Origin of the sequence: Rhodopirellula sp. P2 (assembly GCF_028768465.1) — a bacterium.
Taxonomy (GTDB): Bacteria; Planctomycetota; Planctomycetia; order Pirellulales; family Pirellulaceae; genus Rhodopirellula.
The window spans coordinates 5,889,083-5,905,836 of sequence record NZ_CP118225.1 but is presented as its reverse complement, the minus strand read 5'-3'; the positions used below and the strand labels follow the sequence as shown (position 1 = coordinate 5,905,836).

Sequence of the window (16,754 nt, the reverse complement as noted above, 5' to 3'; positions counted from 1 at the left end):
GAGGAAATGTTTTTGCCCGCTCCACGCGATGAAAGCACTGGCCCTACAGAAATTGGCTTCAAAACGATACAACAGGGCTCTGGAAACCGTCCTTTGGTTTCTTCGGCGGAACACCTATGTCCAATCGCGACGGGCACCTGAAACAACCATGGCCAGAATCGGAATTTTCTTCGGGCTGGTCCTGTGTGGACTGACGGTGGCCGCACTCAGCGTGACGACGGAAAAAAGCTACACCCAGTTCGTCCCGATGATGTTTGGCATCCCGCTGTTGTTCTTGGGCGTGGTGGGGCTGAACCCGCATCGACGCATGAGTGCAACCGTGGTCGCGTTGACGCTGGGGATGCTTGGTTTTGGTTGTGGAGCGATTCGATTTGTTGTTTTGATGGTTGAACAGGCGGCGGGGGAAGACATCAACCCGTTGTCATTTCGATTGGTCGTTGCGATGACGATCGTGTGTTTGGTTTTTGCACTGATGGCGATGATTTGGGTTCGCAAACGGCGAGAACGAAAGAATCAAAGTGTGAATCTGGAGCAACCGCAACCAGAAACGGACTTGTCGGCGGACGACCACGAAACGACGGCCGTTCCGGACGCATCGATTTCTGCGGGCTCGGAGGTCGACCCCGTTTCATCTTCGGCGGCAACCTCTGCGAACCCGTACCAATCGCCTCGCGTGATTGAAAATTCGACGGAGACCCGTTAGTCGGGGTCGCAAACCTGCGATGCTTTCCCAAGCTGCGATCGTCTCACCGATTTCCCTGTTCTTTGATTTTATCCCCCACCTGAATCAGCTACATGAGTGCCACTTCGTCGGCCCAACCGGTCTTGATCTACGACACCACTTTGCGAGACGGCTCGCAAGGCGAAGGTGTGAGTTTTTCCCTGCAAGACAAACTGAACATTGCGGTTCGGTTGGCTGAAATTGGCATTGAATTCATCGAGGGCGGTTACCCGCTGAGCAACGAAAAAGACGTTGCCTTCTTTGAACAAATTCGCAACCACGATCTGGGGAAATCCAAGGTCTGTGCCTTTGGGATGACGCGGCGGCGATCGATGAAAGCCGAAGACGACCCCGGGATGCAAGCTTTGGTTGCCGCCAAGACGCCGTGTTGCACGTTGGTTGGCAAAACATGGGATTTTCATGTCACCGAAGTGCTGCGGGCCTCGCTGGATGAAAACCTGGCCATGATCGGTGAGTCGGCGGAGTTTTTGGCGGGACACAGCGAACTGATCTACGACGCGGAACACTTCTTTGATGGGTACAACGCGAATCCGGAGTACGCGATCAAAACGCTGCAGGCCGCAGCGGCGTCGGGTGCCAAGTGGTTGGCTCTGTGCGATACCAACGGTGGCACGTTGCCCGGACGAGTGGCGGAGGTGACCCGGATCGCGAAAGAAGCAATGGCGTCTTACGACGTGGAGTTCGGAATTCACTGTCACAACGATTGTGAACTCGCGGTGGCGAATTCGTTGGCCGCCGTCGATGTCGGTGCGACTCAGGTGCAAGGCACGATCAATGGCATCGGGGAACGATGTGGGAATGTCGACTTGATCGCTGTGATTGCCAACTTGGCACTCAAGAAAGAGAACACGACTGTTCTGGGGGGCCGACCGCTGCATCAACTGACGGAACTGTCACGATTCGTCTACGAGACAGCCAATTTGCAGTGGCGTAACAACCAACCGTTTGTCGGCCAAAGCGCCTTCGCTCACAAAGGCGGCATGCACGTGCACGCCATCAACAAAGCCGCCAGCACGTACGAGCACATTGACCCCACGTTGGTCGGCAACGAACGCCGGATCCTCGTGAGCGAGTTGTCCGGGCGCAGCAACATCGAGGCGATCGCCGGAAAGTACAATCTGGGCGACGACAAAGAACTTCAAAACAAGATCTTGGCCGAGGTCGTGCGACTGGAAAATCGTGGTTATCAATTTGAGTCCGCGACAGCTTCGTTTGACCTGTTGGTTCGCCGTGTGGCCGGGACCTTCCGTCCCCACTTTGAGACGATCAAATTCCGAGTGGTTGCTGGTGATCGCGATGTGAAGAGCCAAGTCGCATTTGCCGAAGCGATCATCAAGTTGCAGGTCGGTGACACGCTGTGGTTTGATGCCGCAGAAGGTCATGGTCCGGTCAACGCGCTCGATGCGGGATTGCGGAAGGCCTTGGCGGGAGCGTATCCGGTACTCAGTGAAATTTCTCTGATCGATTACAAGGTTCGCGTGGTCGATTCCAGCAGCGGCACGGCGGCATCGATTCGAGTCAATATCGAGAGCACCGATGGCAAAGAGACTTGGGGAACGATTGGTGTCAGTGACAACATCATCGAAGCCAGTTGGCAAGCCTTGGTCGATAGCGTTGAGTACAAGTTGCACCGCAGTGAAGCTTGATTGGCCGAACCGGTCCATCAATCGCTGAGTCATGATTCCAGCGGCGCGACCTGGATGTTCGCCGCCAATCCAAACCACCTCCGTTGACGTTTTGTTTTCATGTCCGAAATTCCAACTCGATTCGAACACGCCGAAGAAGCCGACAAAATCGCTCAGGCGTGGGCTGATGCCAAGTGTTCACACGCTGATCCAGAATCCAGCAAGCCTCCGTTTTCGGTGGTGATTCCGCCGCCCAATGTGACCGGTGCTTTGCACCTGGGGCACGGGCTGAACAACACCTTGCAAGACATCGTGGTTCGCCGCAAACGGATGCAAGGGTTTGAGACGCTGTGGATGCCAGGAACTGATCACGCCGGGATCGCGACGCAAGCGGTGGTGGAACGACGCCTGAAAGAACAGGAGAACAAGACGCGGCATGACCTCGGCCGCGAAGCCTTGGTCGAGCGGATTTGGCAATGGAAGGACCAGTACGAAGAACGCATCTTGGGCCAGCTCAAACGGATGGGCACGAGTTGTGACTGGGAACGATTGCGATTCACGCTCGATCCGGTTTGTGCCGCTGCCGTGCGAGCCACCTTCTTTGACTTGTTCGGCAAACGTCGCATTTACCGTGGCAAGCGGTTGGTGAACTGGGACACGTTCTTGCAGACCGCGGTCAGCGACGACGAGGTTTTCAACGAGACCAAGAAAGGTCACTTCTATCACTTCCGTTACCCGGTGATCGATCCGAAGCCGGGAGAACCCGAGTTCGTGACGATCGCGACGACGCGTCCCGAAACGATGCTGGGTGACACCGCGGTGGCCGTGCACCCTGATCCCGCCGCAGCCCTGGATGCGATGGAGGCTGACCTGCGTGAGAAGTTGGGAACGGCCAACGAGAAGGAAACCGCGGAACTGAACAAGCAACTCGAGGCGTTGCAGCAACGTCGCGAGGATCGTTTGCCAGAACTGATTCAGCTTCGCGACATGGCGGCTGATGGTCGCAAGTTGAAGTTGCCGCTGGTCGATCGCGAAATTGATTTGGTGGCCGACGAGTGGGCCAAGCCCGAGATGGGAAGCGGTTGCGTGAAGATCACGCCCGCGCACGATCCAAACGATTACGAGGTGGGGATCCGGCAAGACCTGCCGATGATCAACATCCTGAATTCGGATGGCACGCTCAACGGCGAAGGCGGCCAGTTTGCTGGCCTGACGATTCCAAAAGCTCGCAAGGCTGTGGTCGCTGCGCTGGAGGAATTGGGGTTGATGGGCGACATCGACGACCGCGACATCGAATTGCCACACAGCGATCGCAGCAAGACACCCATCGAGCCTTACTTGGCCGATCAGTGGTTCGTGGCGATGGATGAACTGGCTCAGTCCGCCATGGACGCGGTCAGCGATGAACGGGTGCAGATTTTCCCGGCTCGTTATCGCAAGGGTTATTTGGATTGGCTGAGTGAAAAACGCGATTGGCCCGTCAGTCGGCAATTGTGGTGGGGACACCGAATTCCGATCTGGTCCAAGGGTGGTCTGTCGCAAACCCAAGCCAACGAGCTTTCCAGCGATCTGGAGAAGTTGGCCGAACGGCATCCCGAACAAATCTCCCAGCGGATCGATTCGGACGGAGTGGATGACTCGGGTGAACCCACCAAGGCGGTCTTCGTTTGCATCCGCAGTGAAGACGAAACGGTGGAAGCCGACGTGGAATCGTTGGGATTGCAGCAAGACCCCGATGTGCTGGACACCTGGTTCAGTTCCGCTCTGTGGCCGCACAGCACGCTGGGTTGGCCCGCCCAAACTCCAGAGCTCGCCAAGTTCTATCCCACATCCACGCTGATCACGTCGCGAGACATCCTGACATTGTGGGTGGCTCGAATGGTGTTGATGGGACTGAACAATGTGGGCGAGGTTCCATTCCGCGAAGTGTTCATTCACCCGAAAATTTTGGATGGACTCGGCGAGACGATGAGCAAATCCAAAGGCAACGGGGTGGACCCGATCGATGTGATCGACAAATTCGGTCCCGACGCGTTGCGTTTCGGTTTGGCTCGTTTGGCCACGGAAACGCAAGACGTGCGGATGCCGGTCCAGTACGAGTGCCCGTCGTGCGAAAAGCTGATCGATCAAACGAAGAAGAACCGAGCGCTGCCGTCGATGGATTGCCCCGCGTGCGGCAAACCTTTCTCGACCCAGTGGGCAGAAACCGAGGCTGACAAGGCGTTGCCAAAAGCGGCGGTGGTGAGCGAGCGATTTGAGACGGCTCGTAACTTCGTGAACAAACTTTGGAACGCGTCACGATTCGTGATGATGAACCTGGATGGTTTCGAGCCCACGTCGCTGGATGTGGCCTCCTTGCCCATCGAGGACCGCTGGTTGCTGTCGCGGTTGTCAACGGTGACGCAAACCGTTGGCGACGCGATTGAGCGTTACCAGTTCGGGGAAGCCGCTCGCGTGTTGTACGATTTTGCTTGGGACGAGTTCTGCAGTTTCTATGTGGAGATCGCCAAGCCTCGGTTGTCGGATGCTTCCCAGCGTCAGATCGCACAGAACGTGATCGCACATGGTTTGGATCAGTTGCTGCGGTTGTTGCACCCGATCATGCCGTTCGTGACCGAATCGGTGTGGAGCCATCTGGGCCAGATCGCACCCAAACGCGGTGTTCCTGAACCAGTGGAAGTCGGCCCGTTTGTGATGACGGCCAGTTTCCCCGTGGCCGACGAGTCACATCATGATTCGCAGATCGAACGTCAGTTCAGCGAGTTCCAGCAGATCGTGGCTGCCATTCGTCAGATCCGAGCGAGCCAAAACATTGCTCCCAAAGAGACGGTTCCCGCTGCGATTCGTTGCAGTGAGTCGTCGAAAGAGTTGCTGCAACCGATGACGGCGTACTTCGAAGCGTTGGCAGGGGCGGAGGTGCAATCGATCGGCCCCGCCACGGCGGCCTTCGAGACCGATGCTCACCTGGCGCTACCCGACGTGGACGTGGATGTTCACGTGGATTTGGAGAAATTCATCGATGTGGAAGCCGAGTTAGCTCGCCTGGAAAAACTTCAGGGGCAACTAACGGGGCAAATCACGGGCAAGCAAAACAAACTTTCAAACGAAAGCTTTGTCAGCCGGGCTCCAGCCGATATTGTTCAAAAGGAACGCGAGTCATTGGCTGGTTTGCAAACGCAACTGGAAGCCGTTGCCAAAGACATTTTGAAATTGAAAGCGAAAAAGTAACGCAGGCGGATGGGATTGGATCGTCGGACAACACTTCTTTGCGTCGTCCGAGGGTCGAAACCGTTCGTGTTTCTGTCGCCTTTTACAATCAACCCATGGAATTTCCCTTGAAAGACATCTGGATCGGTTTTGATCTCGGCGGCACCAAAATGCTGGCTGTTGCTTACGACCACGAATTCAAAGAACTCGGACGCCGCCGCCGCAAGACTCGCGGTCGGGAAGGGTCTGACAGTGGCATCGCTCGGATTGGTTCGACGATTCAACGCTTGCTTGATGAGAATGAGTTGGACGTTGACCGAATCGCTGGCATTGGGATTGGATGCCCGGGGCCAATCGATTTGAAGAAGGGGCGGATTTTGATGACGCCCAACTTGGGTTGGGATGACGTCGATATCCAATCGTTCTTGGAGAAAAAATTTGATTGTCCCGCGACCGTTCTCAACGACGTGGACGCGGGCGTGTACGGCGAGTTTCTGTTTGGTGCGGCGAAGGGCAGTCGTTGTGCAGTGGGCGTGTTCCCAGGAACGGGCATCGGCGGCGGCTGCGTCTACGAGGGTCAGATTCTGCATGGTGCCGGAATCTCCTGCATGGAGATCGGGCACACACGAGTCAGCAGCGGCACGCGTCTGAGCGGCAGCAGCATGACGGGGACCTTGGAAGCGGAAGCCAGTCGTTTGACAATCGCTTCGGAAGCGGCCAAAACCGCGTATCGAGGGGAAGCCCCCGCGTTGCTCAAGGACACCGGGACGGACCTGGCCGATATCCGTAGCGGTGCTTTGGCGGATTCGATCAACAACGGTGACAAAGCCATCAAAGCGTTGGTTGAATCTGCCAGCGTCACGATTGGGTATGGGGTCGCCAACGTCGTCAATCTGCTCTGCCCTGACACCATCATTTTGGGCGGTGGTTTGGTCGAAGCGATGGAAGACCTGATTGTCAGCACCGTCCGCAAGACGGCTCGCGAATGTGTGATGCCGGTCTACAAAGATCGCTTTGAGGTCAAACCTGCCAAACTGGGTGACGACGCCGGAGTGCTCGGCGCCGCCGCCTGGGCGAAGAAGACCTACCCGCAACCGCCGGAGTGATTGGCGTTTTTTCGCTGCTGCAATGAAACGATCCGCGAGCGGCGTTCTTTCGCGAGCGTCGGTAGTCGCGGCGTTTCACCCCTTGCCAGGTAAGACCTGGCCTACGTTGCGCGTTGCTCAACGTCTTCGGCGTTAGGCGTCATCGAGCGATGCGGCGAGGGGAAACAGCAGGCTGATCAGGGCGGTCAGGATCATGGTGATTCCGGATGCCAGCATCGCGCCTGGCATGCCGATGGCCCCGGCGGTTTGTCCCCAAATGAATGATCCGAGGGACATGGAGCCGGCCATCATCGTCAGGTAGCAGCCCATGCCCCGGGCTCGCAAGCGACTCGGCAACGTGATTTGGGCGGTGGCGTTCAAGGTGGTGAGGGTCGCCATCCAACCGCATCCCATCAGCAGCGTGGCCAACAATAGGATCGGCCAAGCGGGCTCGGTGCTCAAAGTCAGCATGCCGATCGCGTACAACGTCATCGCAGCGGCAATCGTTCGGTCAGACCCCAGGTGCGAGCGAACACGCGGCAACATGGAGGCTCCAATGACGGCGCCGATTCCAACCATCGCGACCAAGATTCCAAACCCTTGGGCTCCCCAGCCCAGCGCGGTCTTGGCGTACAGCGGCATCAACGACCACAGAGCACTGCCGGGCAGCACAAACAGGACCACCCCCAACATCACGTGACGCATCGTTCGTTTCCAAATCACATAACGCACGCCTTGTCGCATGGAGGAAAGGAACGATCGACCACGACTGGTTTCGGTCGTGTGGCGTTTCCAACGGATCAAGACCGTCAGCACACCGGCGAAGGAAATGGCGTTGATCGCGAACGTGCTCCAGATCCCGAGCACGGCGATCAGGACGCCTCCGATTGCTGGCCCGACGGCGCGAGCGAGGTTGAAGCTGATGCTGCCCAATCCCACGGCGCGGCTGATTTGCCAGCGTGGAACCAGTTCCGGGATGGCGGATTGCCAGGTCGGAACGTGCACCACCATTCCCAGTCCAATCACGAAGGTCATCGCGAGCAGCCCCCAGGCGGTGATGACACCGGTGGCGGTGCTGACCGCCAGCATCGCGGTGATGAACAGCAGGATCGATTGGGTACCGATCAGCAGGTGACGTTTGTCAATTCGATCTGCGACCACACCGGCGGGGATCGCCAAAAACACAATCGGCAACGCCATGGAGGTTCGAACGGCGGCGACCATTTCGGGGGTCGCGTCCAGGGTCGTCATCAACCACCCGGCACCGACCTCGTGGATCCAGGTCCCCAAATTGGACGCCAGGGAGGCGAGCCAGAACATGCGGAACATGGGTTGCCGCAACGGTTCCCAGGCGGAACGTCCAGCCGTCGGCGCTGGCTGACCCGCGTCGACGACGACGGAAGCATACGGCGAGGAGATCGGTCGGGAGGAATTCAATGACATTCAAAAGCAACGGGAGTGGACGATTCAGGGTAGGTCATGGGGCTGGATCCCCGATGGACGAGCAGCCTGCACTGGAACACCGCGACGACGGCAAAGACGTTCGTAATCGCGCCAAAACGCACAGTCGGTCCCAAGGCGGGAAACGAGACCAGTTCCAGGACGAAGGTTCACCACGGGGACGCTCTGCGTGGGGTAGCGTCAACCAGAGGCATTCTTCCCTGACCTGGCACCGGCCGATGATCGAGCTGATTCATTTACAAAAGCTTTATGACGATACGATTGCCGTCAAGGACGTGACGGTGTCGATCCCTGCTGGGGTGGTCTGCGGATTGGTCGGCCCCAATGGAGCGGGCAAAACGACGACCTTGCGGTGCATGGCGGGGCTGTTGCCGGCCACTGCTGGTGAGATCCGAATCAACGGATTTTCACCCGATTCCGACCCCGTGCGTCACAAAAGAACAATTGCGTACGTGCCGGACGATCCGCCATTGTTTGACGACCTGACGGTGGGCGAACACCTGGACTTCATCGCCCGGTTGTACCAGATCGAAGATCACCGACGCACGGCCATTGATCTGCTGCAGCGATTTGAATTGCTCAGCAAATACGACGCGATGGTCACCTCTCTGTCGCGAGGCATGCGGCAAAAATTGGCGGTCGCGTGCGCCTACCTGATCCAACCTCAAGTTCTGTTGTTGGACGAACCTTTGACGGGGCTCGATCCGCCCGGCATCCGCGTGTTGTTGGAATCGGTGCGAGAGTTTGTTCGCAGTGGCCGCACGGTGATTGTCAGCAGCCATTTGTTGGCGATGATCGGCGATGTGTGCGACCAAGTTTGGTTGCTGCAAAATGGTCTGGTCCGATATCACGGGACAACCGCCGGGTTGCGAAACGAGTTTCCGGAAACGAACTCACTGGAAGAAGCGTTCTTCGCCGCGATGAAGCCGGCTGCCAAGACGGAGGGGAGCGATGCAGGCGACACCCTGGTCATGACCGCGTCTCCAAACTTGGAACCGACAAACCTGGAACCGAGATCCGTCGGAGCACCGATCCGTCCCCTGCCCACAAACGCGGTTCCCCCATCGTCCGTGACCAACGTGTCATGAGTGCATCTGGGTACACTTCGGAACGCGTTGTCCAGACGAACGGTCTGGGGGACTGGTTGTTCCCTGACCATTCGCTCGATGGATTGCGATACTTGTCGCGGGCCCAGATCCGTTTTCGCGTGAAGCGATTTTGGAAGCGGATGTTTTCGCCTCGCCAAGCGATTGCATCGTTCCTGTCCATCGCGTTCATGTCCCTGTATCTGTTGGCCGGACTGACACTGCTGTCCCGTCGCGAAGCCAACGACCCGGAACAACTGCGATTGTGGTTGTCCGGTGGGATGGTGTTGTACGCGATGTATCACACCGTCAAACATTTGTGGGCCAAGCCATCGCTGGAACCCGACGCGGAAACCTGGACGGATGCCGACCGATTGTGGTTGGGCGGTGGCCCGGTCTCTCGCCGCACGATGGTGCTGCGAGAAGCGATGTCAGCGATTCCGTCGGCGCTTGCCAAGACGGCTCTGCTTGGCGTGGTGCTCTGGCGAGACGCGGAATTTCTGCCGCTGTTGTTGGCAGGAGTCTGTTTGGCGCTGATCGCATTGGAATTGATACGCCGCGTGATCACCCACGGCATCGATGCACTGCGACCCAGCGAAAGACGACTTGGTTGCACGATCAGTGTGGTGGTTGGGTTGGCGATGGTGTTCCAGCTCGGCGTTCAAATTTGGCAATCCACACCGCCGGGCAGTGACCCTGTGATTTATGTGTTGTCGGCGATGTCCGAAGTGGGGAACTACGCGGGATCGACTTGGATTCAGATCATGGCGTTCGCTTTGTTGCCGGCCGCCTCGGTGGCATCGGCCGAACCGTGGTTGTTGTTTGGCTCGCTGGCACCACCGATCTCGTTGGCATTGATGACAATGCTCGCGGTCGCCGTCATTTTGGTGTTGGCGGAGACACTGGTCCGCGTGGATGCTTGGTCGACCGATCGCCGGATTGAAACCGAACGGCAACGATTGCGATGGCTGGAAAGCAACGTGATCCAAGGAAGATCGGCGGCGCTGGATGACCTCTCGCGGTCGCTGCAAGTCACCTGGATTCAACGATTTGGGGATGCCTTGGCCAGATGGTTGCCGGAACGCGCTGGTGGGATGTCGGGATTGGTGGTCCGGCAATTGCAATGCGTTCGTCGCTACCTGCCCAATGTGATCGTCAGTTTCGCGATCCCAATGGCGCTTTCTCTCTCGCCGTTGTTGACGGATCAAACGACCAAGCAGTGGGTGTTTGTGATTGGCGGGATTGCGCTCAGTTCGTTGCTGCTGGCTCCGCCGGCGCTGCAGATTGACTTTCGTCGTGATTTGAAACGCATGTTCTTGGTCCGTTCGTTGCCGCTGGGAAATGTAGCGATGTGCGTGGGCATGCTCAGCGTGCCGGTCGCGATCACGGTGTTGTTTCAGTGGATCACGCTGGCACTGGGAGCTTGGATCGCGGCCCCACCGAAATGGCAAACGATTTGGTTGTTCATGGCACTGCCGTCACTTGCTGTCGTGACCTTCGCCGTTGAGAACGCACTGTTCTTGGCGTTCCCGCATCACGTGCATGCTCAAGGCATCGCGATGGTGATCCGGGCCAAGATCACCTTCCTTTGGAAAGGGGTGATGCTGGCCATCGCTCCGATCGGGCTGATCAGCTACGTGATGATGTGCGAACGGCTGTTGCCATCGTTCTGGGTGGGGCCCGCTGCCTTTGCAGGGACCCTGTTCGCCGTTTGGAGCGTCGCTGCGTTGGCCGGCTGGGTCTTGGTGCGATGCTGGAACCGATTCGACCCGCTGATCGACACGCCACCTGAGTAGGGGAGCACGAGCACGAGCACGAGCACGAGCACGAGCACGAGCACGAGCACGAGCTAGAAGCTAGAAGCTAGAAGCTAGAAGCTAGAAGCTAGAAGCTAGAAGCGATTAATTCCCGACGTCTTGGGTGATGGAGAATCCGCCAAAGGGAACGATGCCGTAGACGCCTTCGGTGAAGACTTGACGCACAAAGTCACCGAAGACAGTGATCGGTCGATCGGGGATCACGATCACATCGCCATCGCGGACCCAGATTTCGTCGGCAGGCGTGGGGCGTTTTCCGCGAATGGCCCCGTTGAGGTCCAGCATGGTGCTGATCAGTCGCCAATCTTCAGCTCTTCGGAACACGATGACTTGACGCAGGTTGCCGTCGGGCAAGTGTCCGCCAGAAGAAGCGATTGCGCCGAGCACGGTGGTGGGGGTGGTGATTTCCAGACGCCCCGGTTGGCCGACTTGTCCGAGCACGTACACAAAGTGAGGTGCTTGTTGCGTCAGAATGGGTTCGACTTCCAATCCCACCACGACTTCTGCGTAGCGAAGATTGACTTCGCGTTTGAGTTGTTCCAGTGTGAAGCCTTGCACGCTGACTTGCCCGATTCCTGGCAGTCGCACGTGCCCATCGGGCATGACCGTGGTCGTGATCGCTTGCGCGGTGAACCCACCCAGTCCACCAACTGCGGCGCGGATGTCTTCCGCCAAGGTGTTGGTGCGAACAGGAGTGACATCAATGGCGGGGTCATCGTAGAACGCCTTGTATTCGCGTTCCAACAACTCACGCAGTCCCGTCACCGTCAATCCGGCCGCTTGGATTTGTCCGAGCAGACGCACCGTGATGGTTCCGTCCGGTTGAATCAGCAATCCGCTGTCCAGCGTTCCTCGGTCCAGGTCTTCGTCCGCGATGGATTCGATGGAAACTTGGTCACCGGGCATCAACCGGTACTGACCCGCACTCTGCCGGCGTGTGACCAAGTACACCATTTGCAGTTGGTCACCAGGCCGAACATGGTATTTCGCCAAATGACGCATGCGAGCCGGGCCGGTGTAGCCACCCGGTCCATACTTGTCGAAGTCCATGGGCTTCATGTCTTGCCAACGAGCCTCGCTGCCACATGCGGTGGCGCAGTCGACGCCCAGCATGCACTTGGGGCACCCGTAACCATCCATCGTTTGTATCAAATGCGTGCCACAGGATTCGCAGGGACCATAGGTGGAAGCGTGGGGGACGGTTGTCAGAGTCGGAACTGGAACGCGATGAGCGTTGGTTGCTGGCAGCAACTCACCCGATTGAACCTGTGCTTGGACGCAGGGGAGATGCAACAACGACCAAGCGACCAGCATCCCCGCAGCGATCCACCGGGTGCTGTTTCTGAGCCACGATGATGCGCAATGAGACGACGAGGTCGGAGATGACATGAGCAATGACGGAGCGAGAATCAATCTCATGGTCTTACCACCACTTTTTGAGTTGAGGCAAGAAACGGGAACTGTTTCGCGTCGGTGGTTCGGGAGGATCGGAAGGTCCAGTCGAGTTCGGTTGGGGATTCGAATTGGTTTGTCCCAAAGCTGCCGTGGCTGGCGGGGTGTTCGTCAATCGATAGCTGGCCGGTTGTGCTTCGACCGAAGAGGTTCCCGCAACGTTTCTGGCGGGGGTGGATCCCATGGCGGTTTGCATCTGACGTCCCTGTCCCGGGATGACGCTCCGAGAGACCGAAGCGAATTGTTCGGGGGTCATCGTGACGACGTCAGGCGTGCGTCGGGTTTGGACTTGCGATTGGATAGGAGCCCCCTTCATGACCGTGGTGGCCGAAGGCGTCATGGCTTGCAGTTGGTTGAGTTTGCTCAACACTTGAGGGTCGTAACGCAGCGTCAGTGAATGCTGAAGTGCCCAACTGGCTTCCTCGACCAAGCCGACATCGGCCAAGTGGAGTCCCAGTTTGGCGACGAGGTCCGGGTTGTTGCTCTGACCCTGCACGGCCGCTCTTCGCAAACAGATCGCGGATGGACCGGGCAACTGCGATGCCTCGCCACGACCAAGTCGAATGGCGGCGAGGAGATCCATGGCTTGAGCGGCCAGCAGACTTTTGCCTGCCACTTCACTGAGTTCCATGCGAGCCAAATCGAGGTACCGATCGATGGCTTCGGTTGCCTTGGGAATGGTCGACGTTCCACCCTCGGAGCTTTCGACCAACATCTCGGTGTACCACCCCAGGTTGTCTTTGGGGGCGGACGGCGACTTGGGATGCGAAGCGCTGTCTGCGTTTCGGCCGCGACGAGGTAGACCTTCGCGAACGACGGGGGTGCGGTGGGAACGAGCCAAGCGGGCGATGGATTCCGGGGCACTGGTCGCATAGGGCCCGACAAAGTCTTGAGCTTCGTTCAAGGCATTGCGTCCAGATTGCAGTCGCTGAACCGCGGAGCGAGAAGGGGCTGCCGCGATGCCTTGGCCTGATTCAATGGCGGACCGAGAGCGTGTGTGCTGATCGTGCAAGTCGATGGCTTCGGCGGCCAAGTGCAGTGTCTTCCAAGCCGAGGTTTCGGCCGACGCGTAGGCCGCGGAACTGTACTCCAGTTCGGCTTGTTGGAAGTGTGTCCAGGCTTCGTCCAGTTTGGATTTTGCGGTTTGAGTCGCCAAGTACATCCCGGATGCGGCGGCCGGTGGAGTGACGGGGGCACGGGCGCGTTCCGCGGTTCGGCGTTTCGCGATCGCATCCATGAAGCGTTGGTTGACGGGATTCTGACCGACGGATCCCGGGCGTGGTTGCGGCACAGCAGTGGATTGCCCCATCTCGTTGGACGAAGGTCCGGCGGCGGGCAGGCGTTGCGGTCTCGCGTTTCCAACCGGGGAGGCTGGTGCTCGTTCTGCTGCCCAAGTGTCGGTTGCTTGAGAGCGGTCGGCAGGACGCATCGCGATTCGCAGTGCGTCTGGTGCCAGCGTGGGTTGACCCAGTGTGGGTTGGCCCAGCATCGGTTGGGTTTCGGAATGACCCGAGTGTTGCTGGGACGCGTTGGCCGTCTCCAGCCCTGCGGGTTGGAAGCTTTCGAAGCTGTTCGGGTTTGGGCCGACTGGAGCGTGGCCAGTGAATCCGGCGGTTTCCGCTGGTCGGGATGCTGTCGGTGGCATCCCGAGCTCAACCGGCATTTCGGAGGCGGGTTGTTTGACCAACGACGAGTCCGATTGCGGCAGCATCAATCGAGCGGTGGCGACCTCCGGCGAGGCGGAGATGGCTTCATAGGAAGTGGCTGGAGGCCCCGTCACGAACTGGTTGGTGCGAGTGGTCTGAGCAAAAGCGGGCGAAGCCAACAAGGTCAGCGGGGCCAACCCAAACATCGCGAGCATCCGGGCACGCCGTCGCTGCGCACCGTGAGCACGGCAATTCGCGGGGACAAACCGATGACGGAGGGGACGCAACATAAGACTCGATCAACAGCGGGATGATGTTCGACACCCATGTCATCGGGCGGTCTCTCGGTCCGGTTGTGATGATTTTGCCTTCCGATCGAATCACAACAGTTGCAGCGGTGGGACAAGCGGCAAAATCGTTACAAGTTCACGGAGAATGCGAATTTTGCCCCCCCCAGGGGTTTCATGACGTAGGGTTTCACAGATGATTCTGCCCCCATGATTCTCTAACCCTCTTCGAATTCTCATGACGCGTGATGTAAACGGCCAAAACCGAGCCAGTGATCGCTTCCATGCCAAGCATCGTGATCAGTTGCAGGCAGTGGTGGTGATTCTTCGTGACGACATCGTCAAAGAATATGAATGTCAATTAGCGGATCTCAGCCAAGGTGGCTGCGCCGTGCGAGCGAAGCTGGGAGAAGATTCCAATGTCACGATCGCGGTGCTTCGGATTCAAGCGCCGACGTTGGGAATCGAATTGGAAGTTGCTGGACGCCTGTGCTGGAACCAGCAGACTTCGGTTGGATCCAACACCTTTGGATTCCGTTTTCGACGCCCGATCGCTCCCAATCTGATCGACCAAATGGTGGACGGTGGCTTGATCACACGTCGGGAAGAGGAACGAATGCAGGTCGGAATGCCCGTGCAAGTCCGTCGAGCACACGGCAAGCCTGACGTCGACGATGTGGTGCTGGAAGATTGTTCCGCATCGGGCATGCGAATCACGTTGCTCGGTCACGTGGACCCATCCGAACGATTGCTGATCAGCACGCCCTCGGGCGTGAGCGGGACCGTGACCGTGATCTGGTTGCGTCGCACGGAAGACGACCGGTGCGAATGCGGGTGCGTGTTCCAGAACCTGCGTTCGGCTCGAGCCATCAACGACGAGTTGAACCAAATTTTGGTTTGATTCGGCCGTCGTCGTCAGTTGAACTCCAACCGTTTCAGCCTCAGCGTTTCGAGCGGTTGGACATTTGCTGTGCGTATTCTTGCACGGTGACACGGCCATCGCCGTTGGCGTCTGCTCCGGCAGGGCTGAGCAACATCGACTTCCATTCGGTTGCCGTGAGCGCCCCGTCGTTGTTTTTGTCGTAGCGTCCGATGATGGTCGCCGCGTATTTCAGTTGTTTTTCCGACGGCGGCGGGCCGTCCGCCGCGGGCGAACTGGAGGAGCCGCTGGCACTGGAGCTTGCACCGCTTGGGGATGTGGATCCCGCGAGGGCACGTCCCGTGGGTGCATCCGTTGCAACGGCACCGTCGTTCACACCTTGGCGAACTTCGGATTGAGTGATCACGCCGTCTTGGTTTTGATCCCAGCGATAGAATTCTTGGATCCGATCAGGGGTCCATTCACTGGTGTACTCATTCATTGACACCTGGCCGTCGCGATTGAGGTCGCGTTGAGCGAAGAAACTCGGCATCCCCTCCGCCATCCCGGCTTCTTGAACCCGGTACGATTTGCGGCCGCCGAAGTCGACTTCGACCGGAACGCGATTTTCATCGTTGCTGCTGCCGCGGTCATCACGACGATTGTCGCGCGACGCTTCTTCATTGCCTCGACGAACCGCTTGGCGGGTTGCCAGTTCCATTTCCGAGAGCTTGCCATCGCCGTTGCGGTCAAAGTCCATGGGGTTGCCCCAGAACCGGCTCGAAATTTCATCTTTCCCAAGCTGGCCGTCTTTGTTGCGATCGTAGCGTCCCAAGGTTTCGCGAGCGCTTTTGCGGTCTTCTTCGGTGGTCGGGGTCGCCATGATCTCAGCGGCGGGACCAAAACCGGGCACCAAGACCGGGTCGACTTCCAAGCCAAATCCGGGGACCAGCATCTCCAGTTCCATTTCGTCGGTGGAACCACTGCTGCCGCCTCGGCGGTCGTCGTTGCCGCGTGAGTCACCACCGCCCTCACGTTCTTTTCGCATCTTGTCAAAGGCGCTGCTGAATTTGGACAGGGGAATGGGCGAACCCACTTTGATGCTGGAGTCAGTCGATGCCAGGCGTTGGATCAGGAATCCAGCGGGGCCTTCTTGCTCGTCGGGGTCCAAGGTGCCGTTTCCATTGCGATCCAGACGCGACAACATGCTGCTGGGGTCGAAGCCGCCACCAGGACCACCGCGGCCGCCACCACCGCGCTCACCGCCTCCACCTCGGTCGCCGCCTCCGCGACCACCGCGATCGCCGCCGCCGCGATCACCACCACCACGGCCACCTCGGTCGCCTCCCGCTTCACCGCCGCCAGGACCTCCCCGTCCAGGGGGCTGGGCCAATGTCGGCAACGACATCAGCACGGCGAGGGCAGGGATGAGCAGCAATCGGATGGAGAATGGGCTCGTGAGCATGGCAATGTCTGAATGACGAGACG

The 16,754-nt window shown here is 58.5% G+C and carries 11 protein-coding genes; 7 read left to right on the top strand and 4 right to left on the bottom strand.

Annotation, left to right across the window (positions count from 1 at the left end; genetic code table 11):
* Positions 1-148 precede the first annotated feature (148 nt).
* The 4 genes from PSR62_RS20770 (at position 149) to PSR62_RS20755 (ending at position 6,680) form a co-directional block, all read left to right on the top strand.
* Positions 149-703, top strand: a complete 555-nt coding sequence (locus PSR62_RS20770) for a hypothetical protein (RefSeq protein ID WP_274404903.1) — start codon at positions 149-151, stop codon at positions 701-703.
* Between the two features lie 92 nt (positions 704-795).
* On the top strand, positions 796-2,388 hold the full coding sequence (gene cimA / locus PSR62_RS20765; protein ID WP_274404902.1) for a citramalate synthase: 1,593 nt from the start codon (positions 796-798) through the stop codon (positions 2,386-2,388).
* 99 nt (positions 2,389-2,487) lie between these two features.
* Complete coding sequence (locus PSR62_RS20760) at positions 2,488-5,595, top strand: valine--tRNA ligase (protein WP_274404901.1); 3,108 nt, start codon at positions 2,488-2,490, stop codon at positions 5,593-5,595.
* 107 nt (positions 5,596-5,702) lie between these two features.
* A complete protein-coding gene (locus tag PSR62_RS20755; protein ID WP_274408272.1) occupies positions 5,703-6,680 on the top strand; it encodes an ROK family protein in 978 nt (325 codons plus the stop codon).
* 132 nt (positions 6,681-6,812) lie between these two features.
* Here PSR62_RS20755 and PSR62_RS20750 read toward each other — a convergent pair whose 3' ends face one another.
* Positions 6,813-8,102 carry an MFS transporter gene (locus PSR62_RS20750; protein WP_274404900.1) on the bottom strand — a complete coding sequence of 430 codons (1,290 nt, stop codon included), beginning with the start codon at positions 8,100-8,102 and terminating at the stop codon, positions 6,813-6,815.
* A 53-nt stretch (positions 8,103-8,155) separates the two neighbouring features.
* Between PSR62_RS20750 and PSR62_RS20745 the strand changes: the two genes are divergently transcribed.
* Together PSR62_RS20745 and PSR62_RS20740 are read left to right on the top strand one after the other, a co-directional pair.
* Positions 8,156-9,208: an ABC transporter ATP-binding protein gene (locus tag PSR62_RS20745; protein ID WP_274404899.1), complete on the top strand. Its 1,053-nt coding sequence runs from the start codon at positions 8,156-8,158 to the stop codon at positions 9,206-9,208.
* The gene (locus tag PSR62_RS20740; RefSeq protein WP_274404898.1) at positions 9,205-11,001 is read left to right on the top strand and encodes a hypothetical protein; all 1,797 of its coding nucleotides are present in this window, start codon (positions 9,205-9,207) and stop codon (positions 10,999-11,001) included. Before PSR62_RS20745 ends, PSR62_RS20740 begins: the two co-directional genes overlap by 4 nt.
* A gap of 105 nt (positions 11,002-11,106) precedes the next feature.
* Here PSR62_RS20740 and PSR62_RS20735 read toward each other — a convergent pair whose 3' ends face one another.
* Complete coding sequence (locus PSR62_RS20735; RefSeq protein ID WP_274404897.1) at positions 11,107-12,336, bottom strand: polysaccharide biosynthesis/export family protein; 1,230 nt, start codon at positions 12,334-12,336, stop codon at positions 11,107-11,109.
* A 109-nt stretch (positions 12,337-12,445) separates the two neighbouring features.
* Positions 12,446-14,410: a hypothetical protein gene (locus PSR62_RS20730; RefSeq protein ID WP_274404896.1), complete on the bottom strand. Its 1,965-nt coding sequence runs from the start codon at positions 14,408-14,410 to the stop codon at positions 12,446-12,448.
* 235 nt (positions 14,411-14,645) lie between these two features.
* Between PSR62_RS20730 and PSR62_RS20725 the strand changes: the two genes are divergently transcribed.
* Positions 14,646-15,308, top strand: a complete 663-nt coding sequence (locus PSR62_RS20725) for a PilZ domain-containing protein (RefSeq protein WP_274404895.1) — start codon at positions 14,646-14,648, stop codon at positions 15,306-15,308.
* A gap of 40 nt (positions 15,309-15,348) precedes the next feature.
* On the opposite strand, the gene PSR62_RS20720 is transcribed toward PSR62_RS20725, so the two are convergent.
* Positions 15,349-16,731: an EF-hand domain-containing protein gene (locus PSR62_RS20720; protein WP_274404894.1), complete on the bottom strand. Its 1,383-nt coding sequence runs from the start codon at positions 16,729-16,731 to the stop codon at positions 15,349-15,351.
* Positions 16,732-16,754 lie beyond the last annotated feature (23 nt).

Coding starts and splice junctions, on each gene's coding strand:
- PSR62_RS20770 (WP_274404903.1), top strand. CDS start 149: ATGGCCAGAATCGGAATTTTCTTCGGGCTGGTCCTGTGTGGACTGACG.
- cimA (WP_274404902.1), top strand. CDS start 796: ATGAGTGCCACTTCGTCGGCCCAACCGGTCTTGATCTACGACACCACT.
- PSR62_RS20760 (WP_274404901.1), top strand. CDS start 2,488: ATGTCCGAAATTCCAACTCGATTCGAACACGCCGAAGAAGCCGACAAA.
- PSR62_RS20750 (WP_274404900.1), bottom strand. CDS start 8,102: ATGTCATTGAATTCCTCCCGACCGATCTCCTCGCCGTATGCTTCCGTC.
- PSR62_RS20745 (WP_274404899.1), top strand. CDS start 8,156: ATGGACGAGCAGCCTGCACTGGAACACCGCGACGACGGCAAAGACGTT.
- PSR62_RS20740 (WP_274404898.1), top strand. CDS start 9,205: ATGAGTGCATCTGGGTACACTTCGGAACGCGTTGTCCAGACGAACGGT.
- PSR62_RS20735 (WP_274404897.1), bottom strand. CDS start 12,336: ATGCTGGTCGCTTGGTCGTTGTTGCATCTCCCCTGCGTCCAAGCACAG.
- PSR62_RS20730 (WP_274404896.1), bottom strand. CDS start 14,410: ATGTTGCGTCCCCTCCGTCATCGGTTTGTCCCCGCGAATTGCCGTGCT.
- PSR62_RS20725 (WP_274404895.1), top strand. CDS start 14,646: ATGACGCGTGATGTAAACGGCCAAAACCGAGCCAGTGATCGCTTCCAT.
- PSR62_RS20720 (WP_274404894.1), bottom strand. CDS start 16,731: ATGCTCACGAGCCCATTCTCCATCCGATTGCTGCTCATCCCTGCCCTC.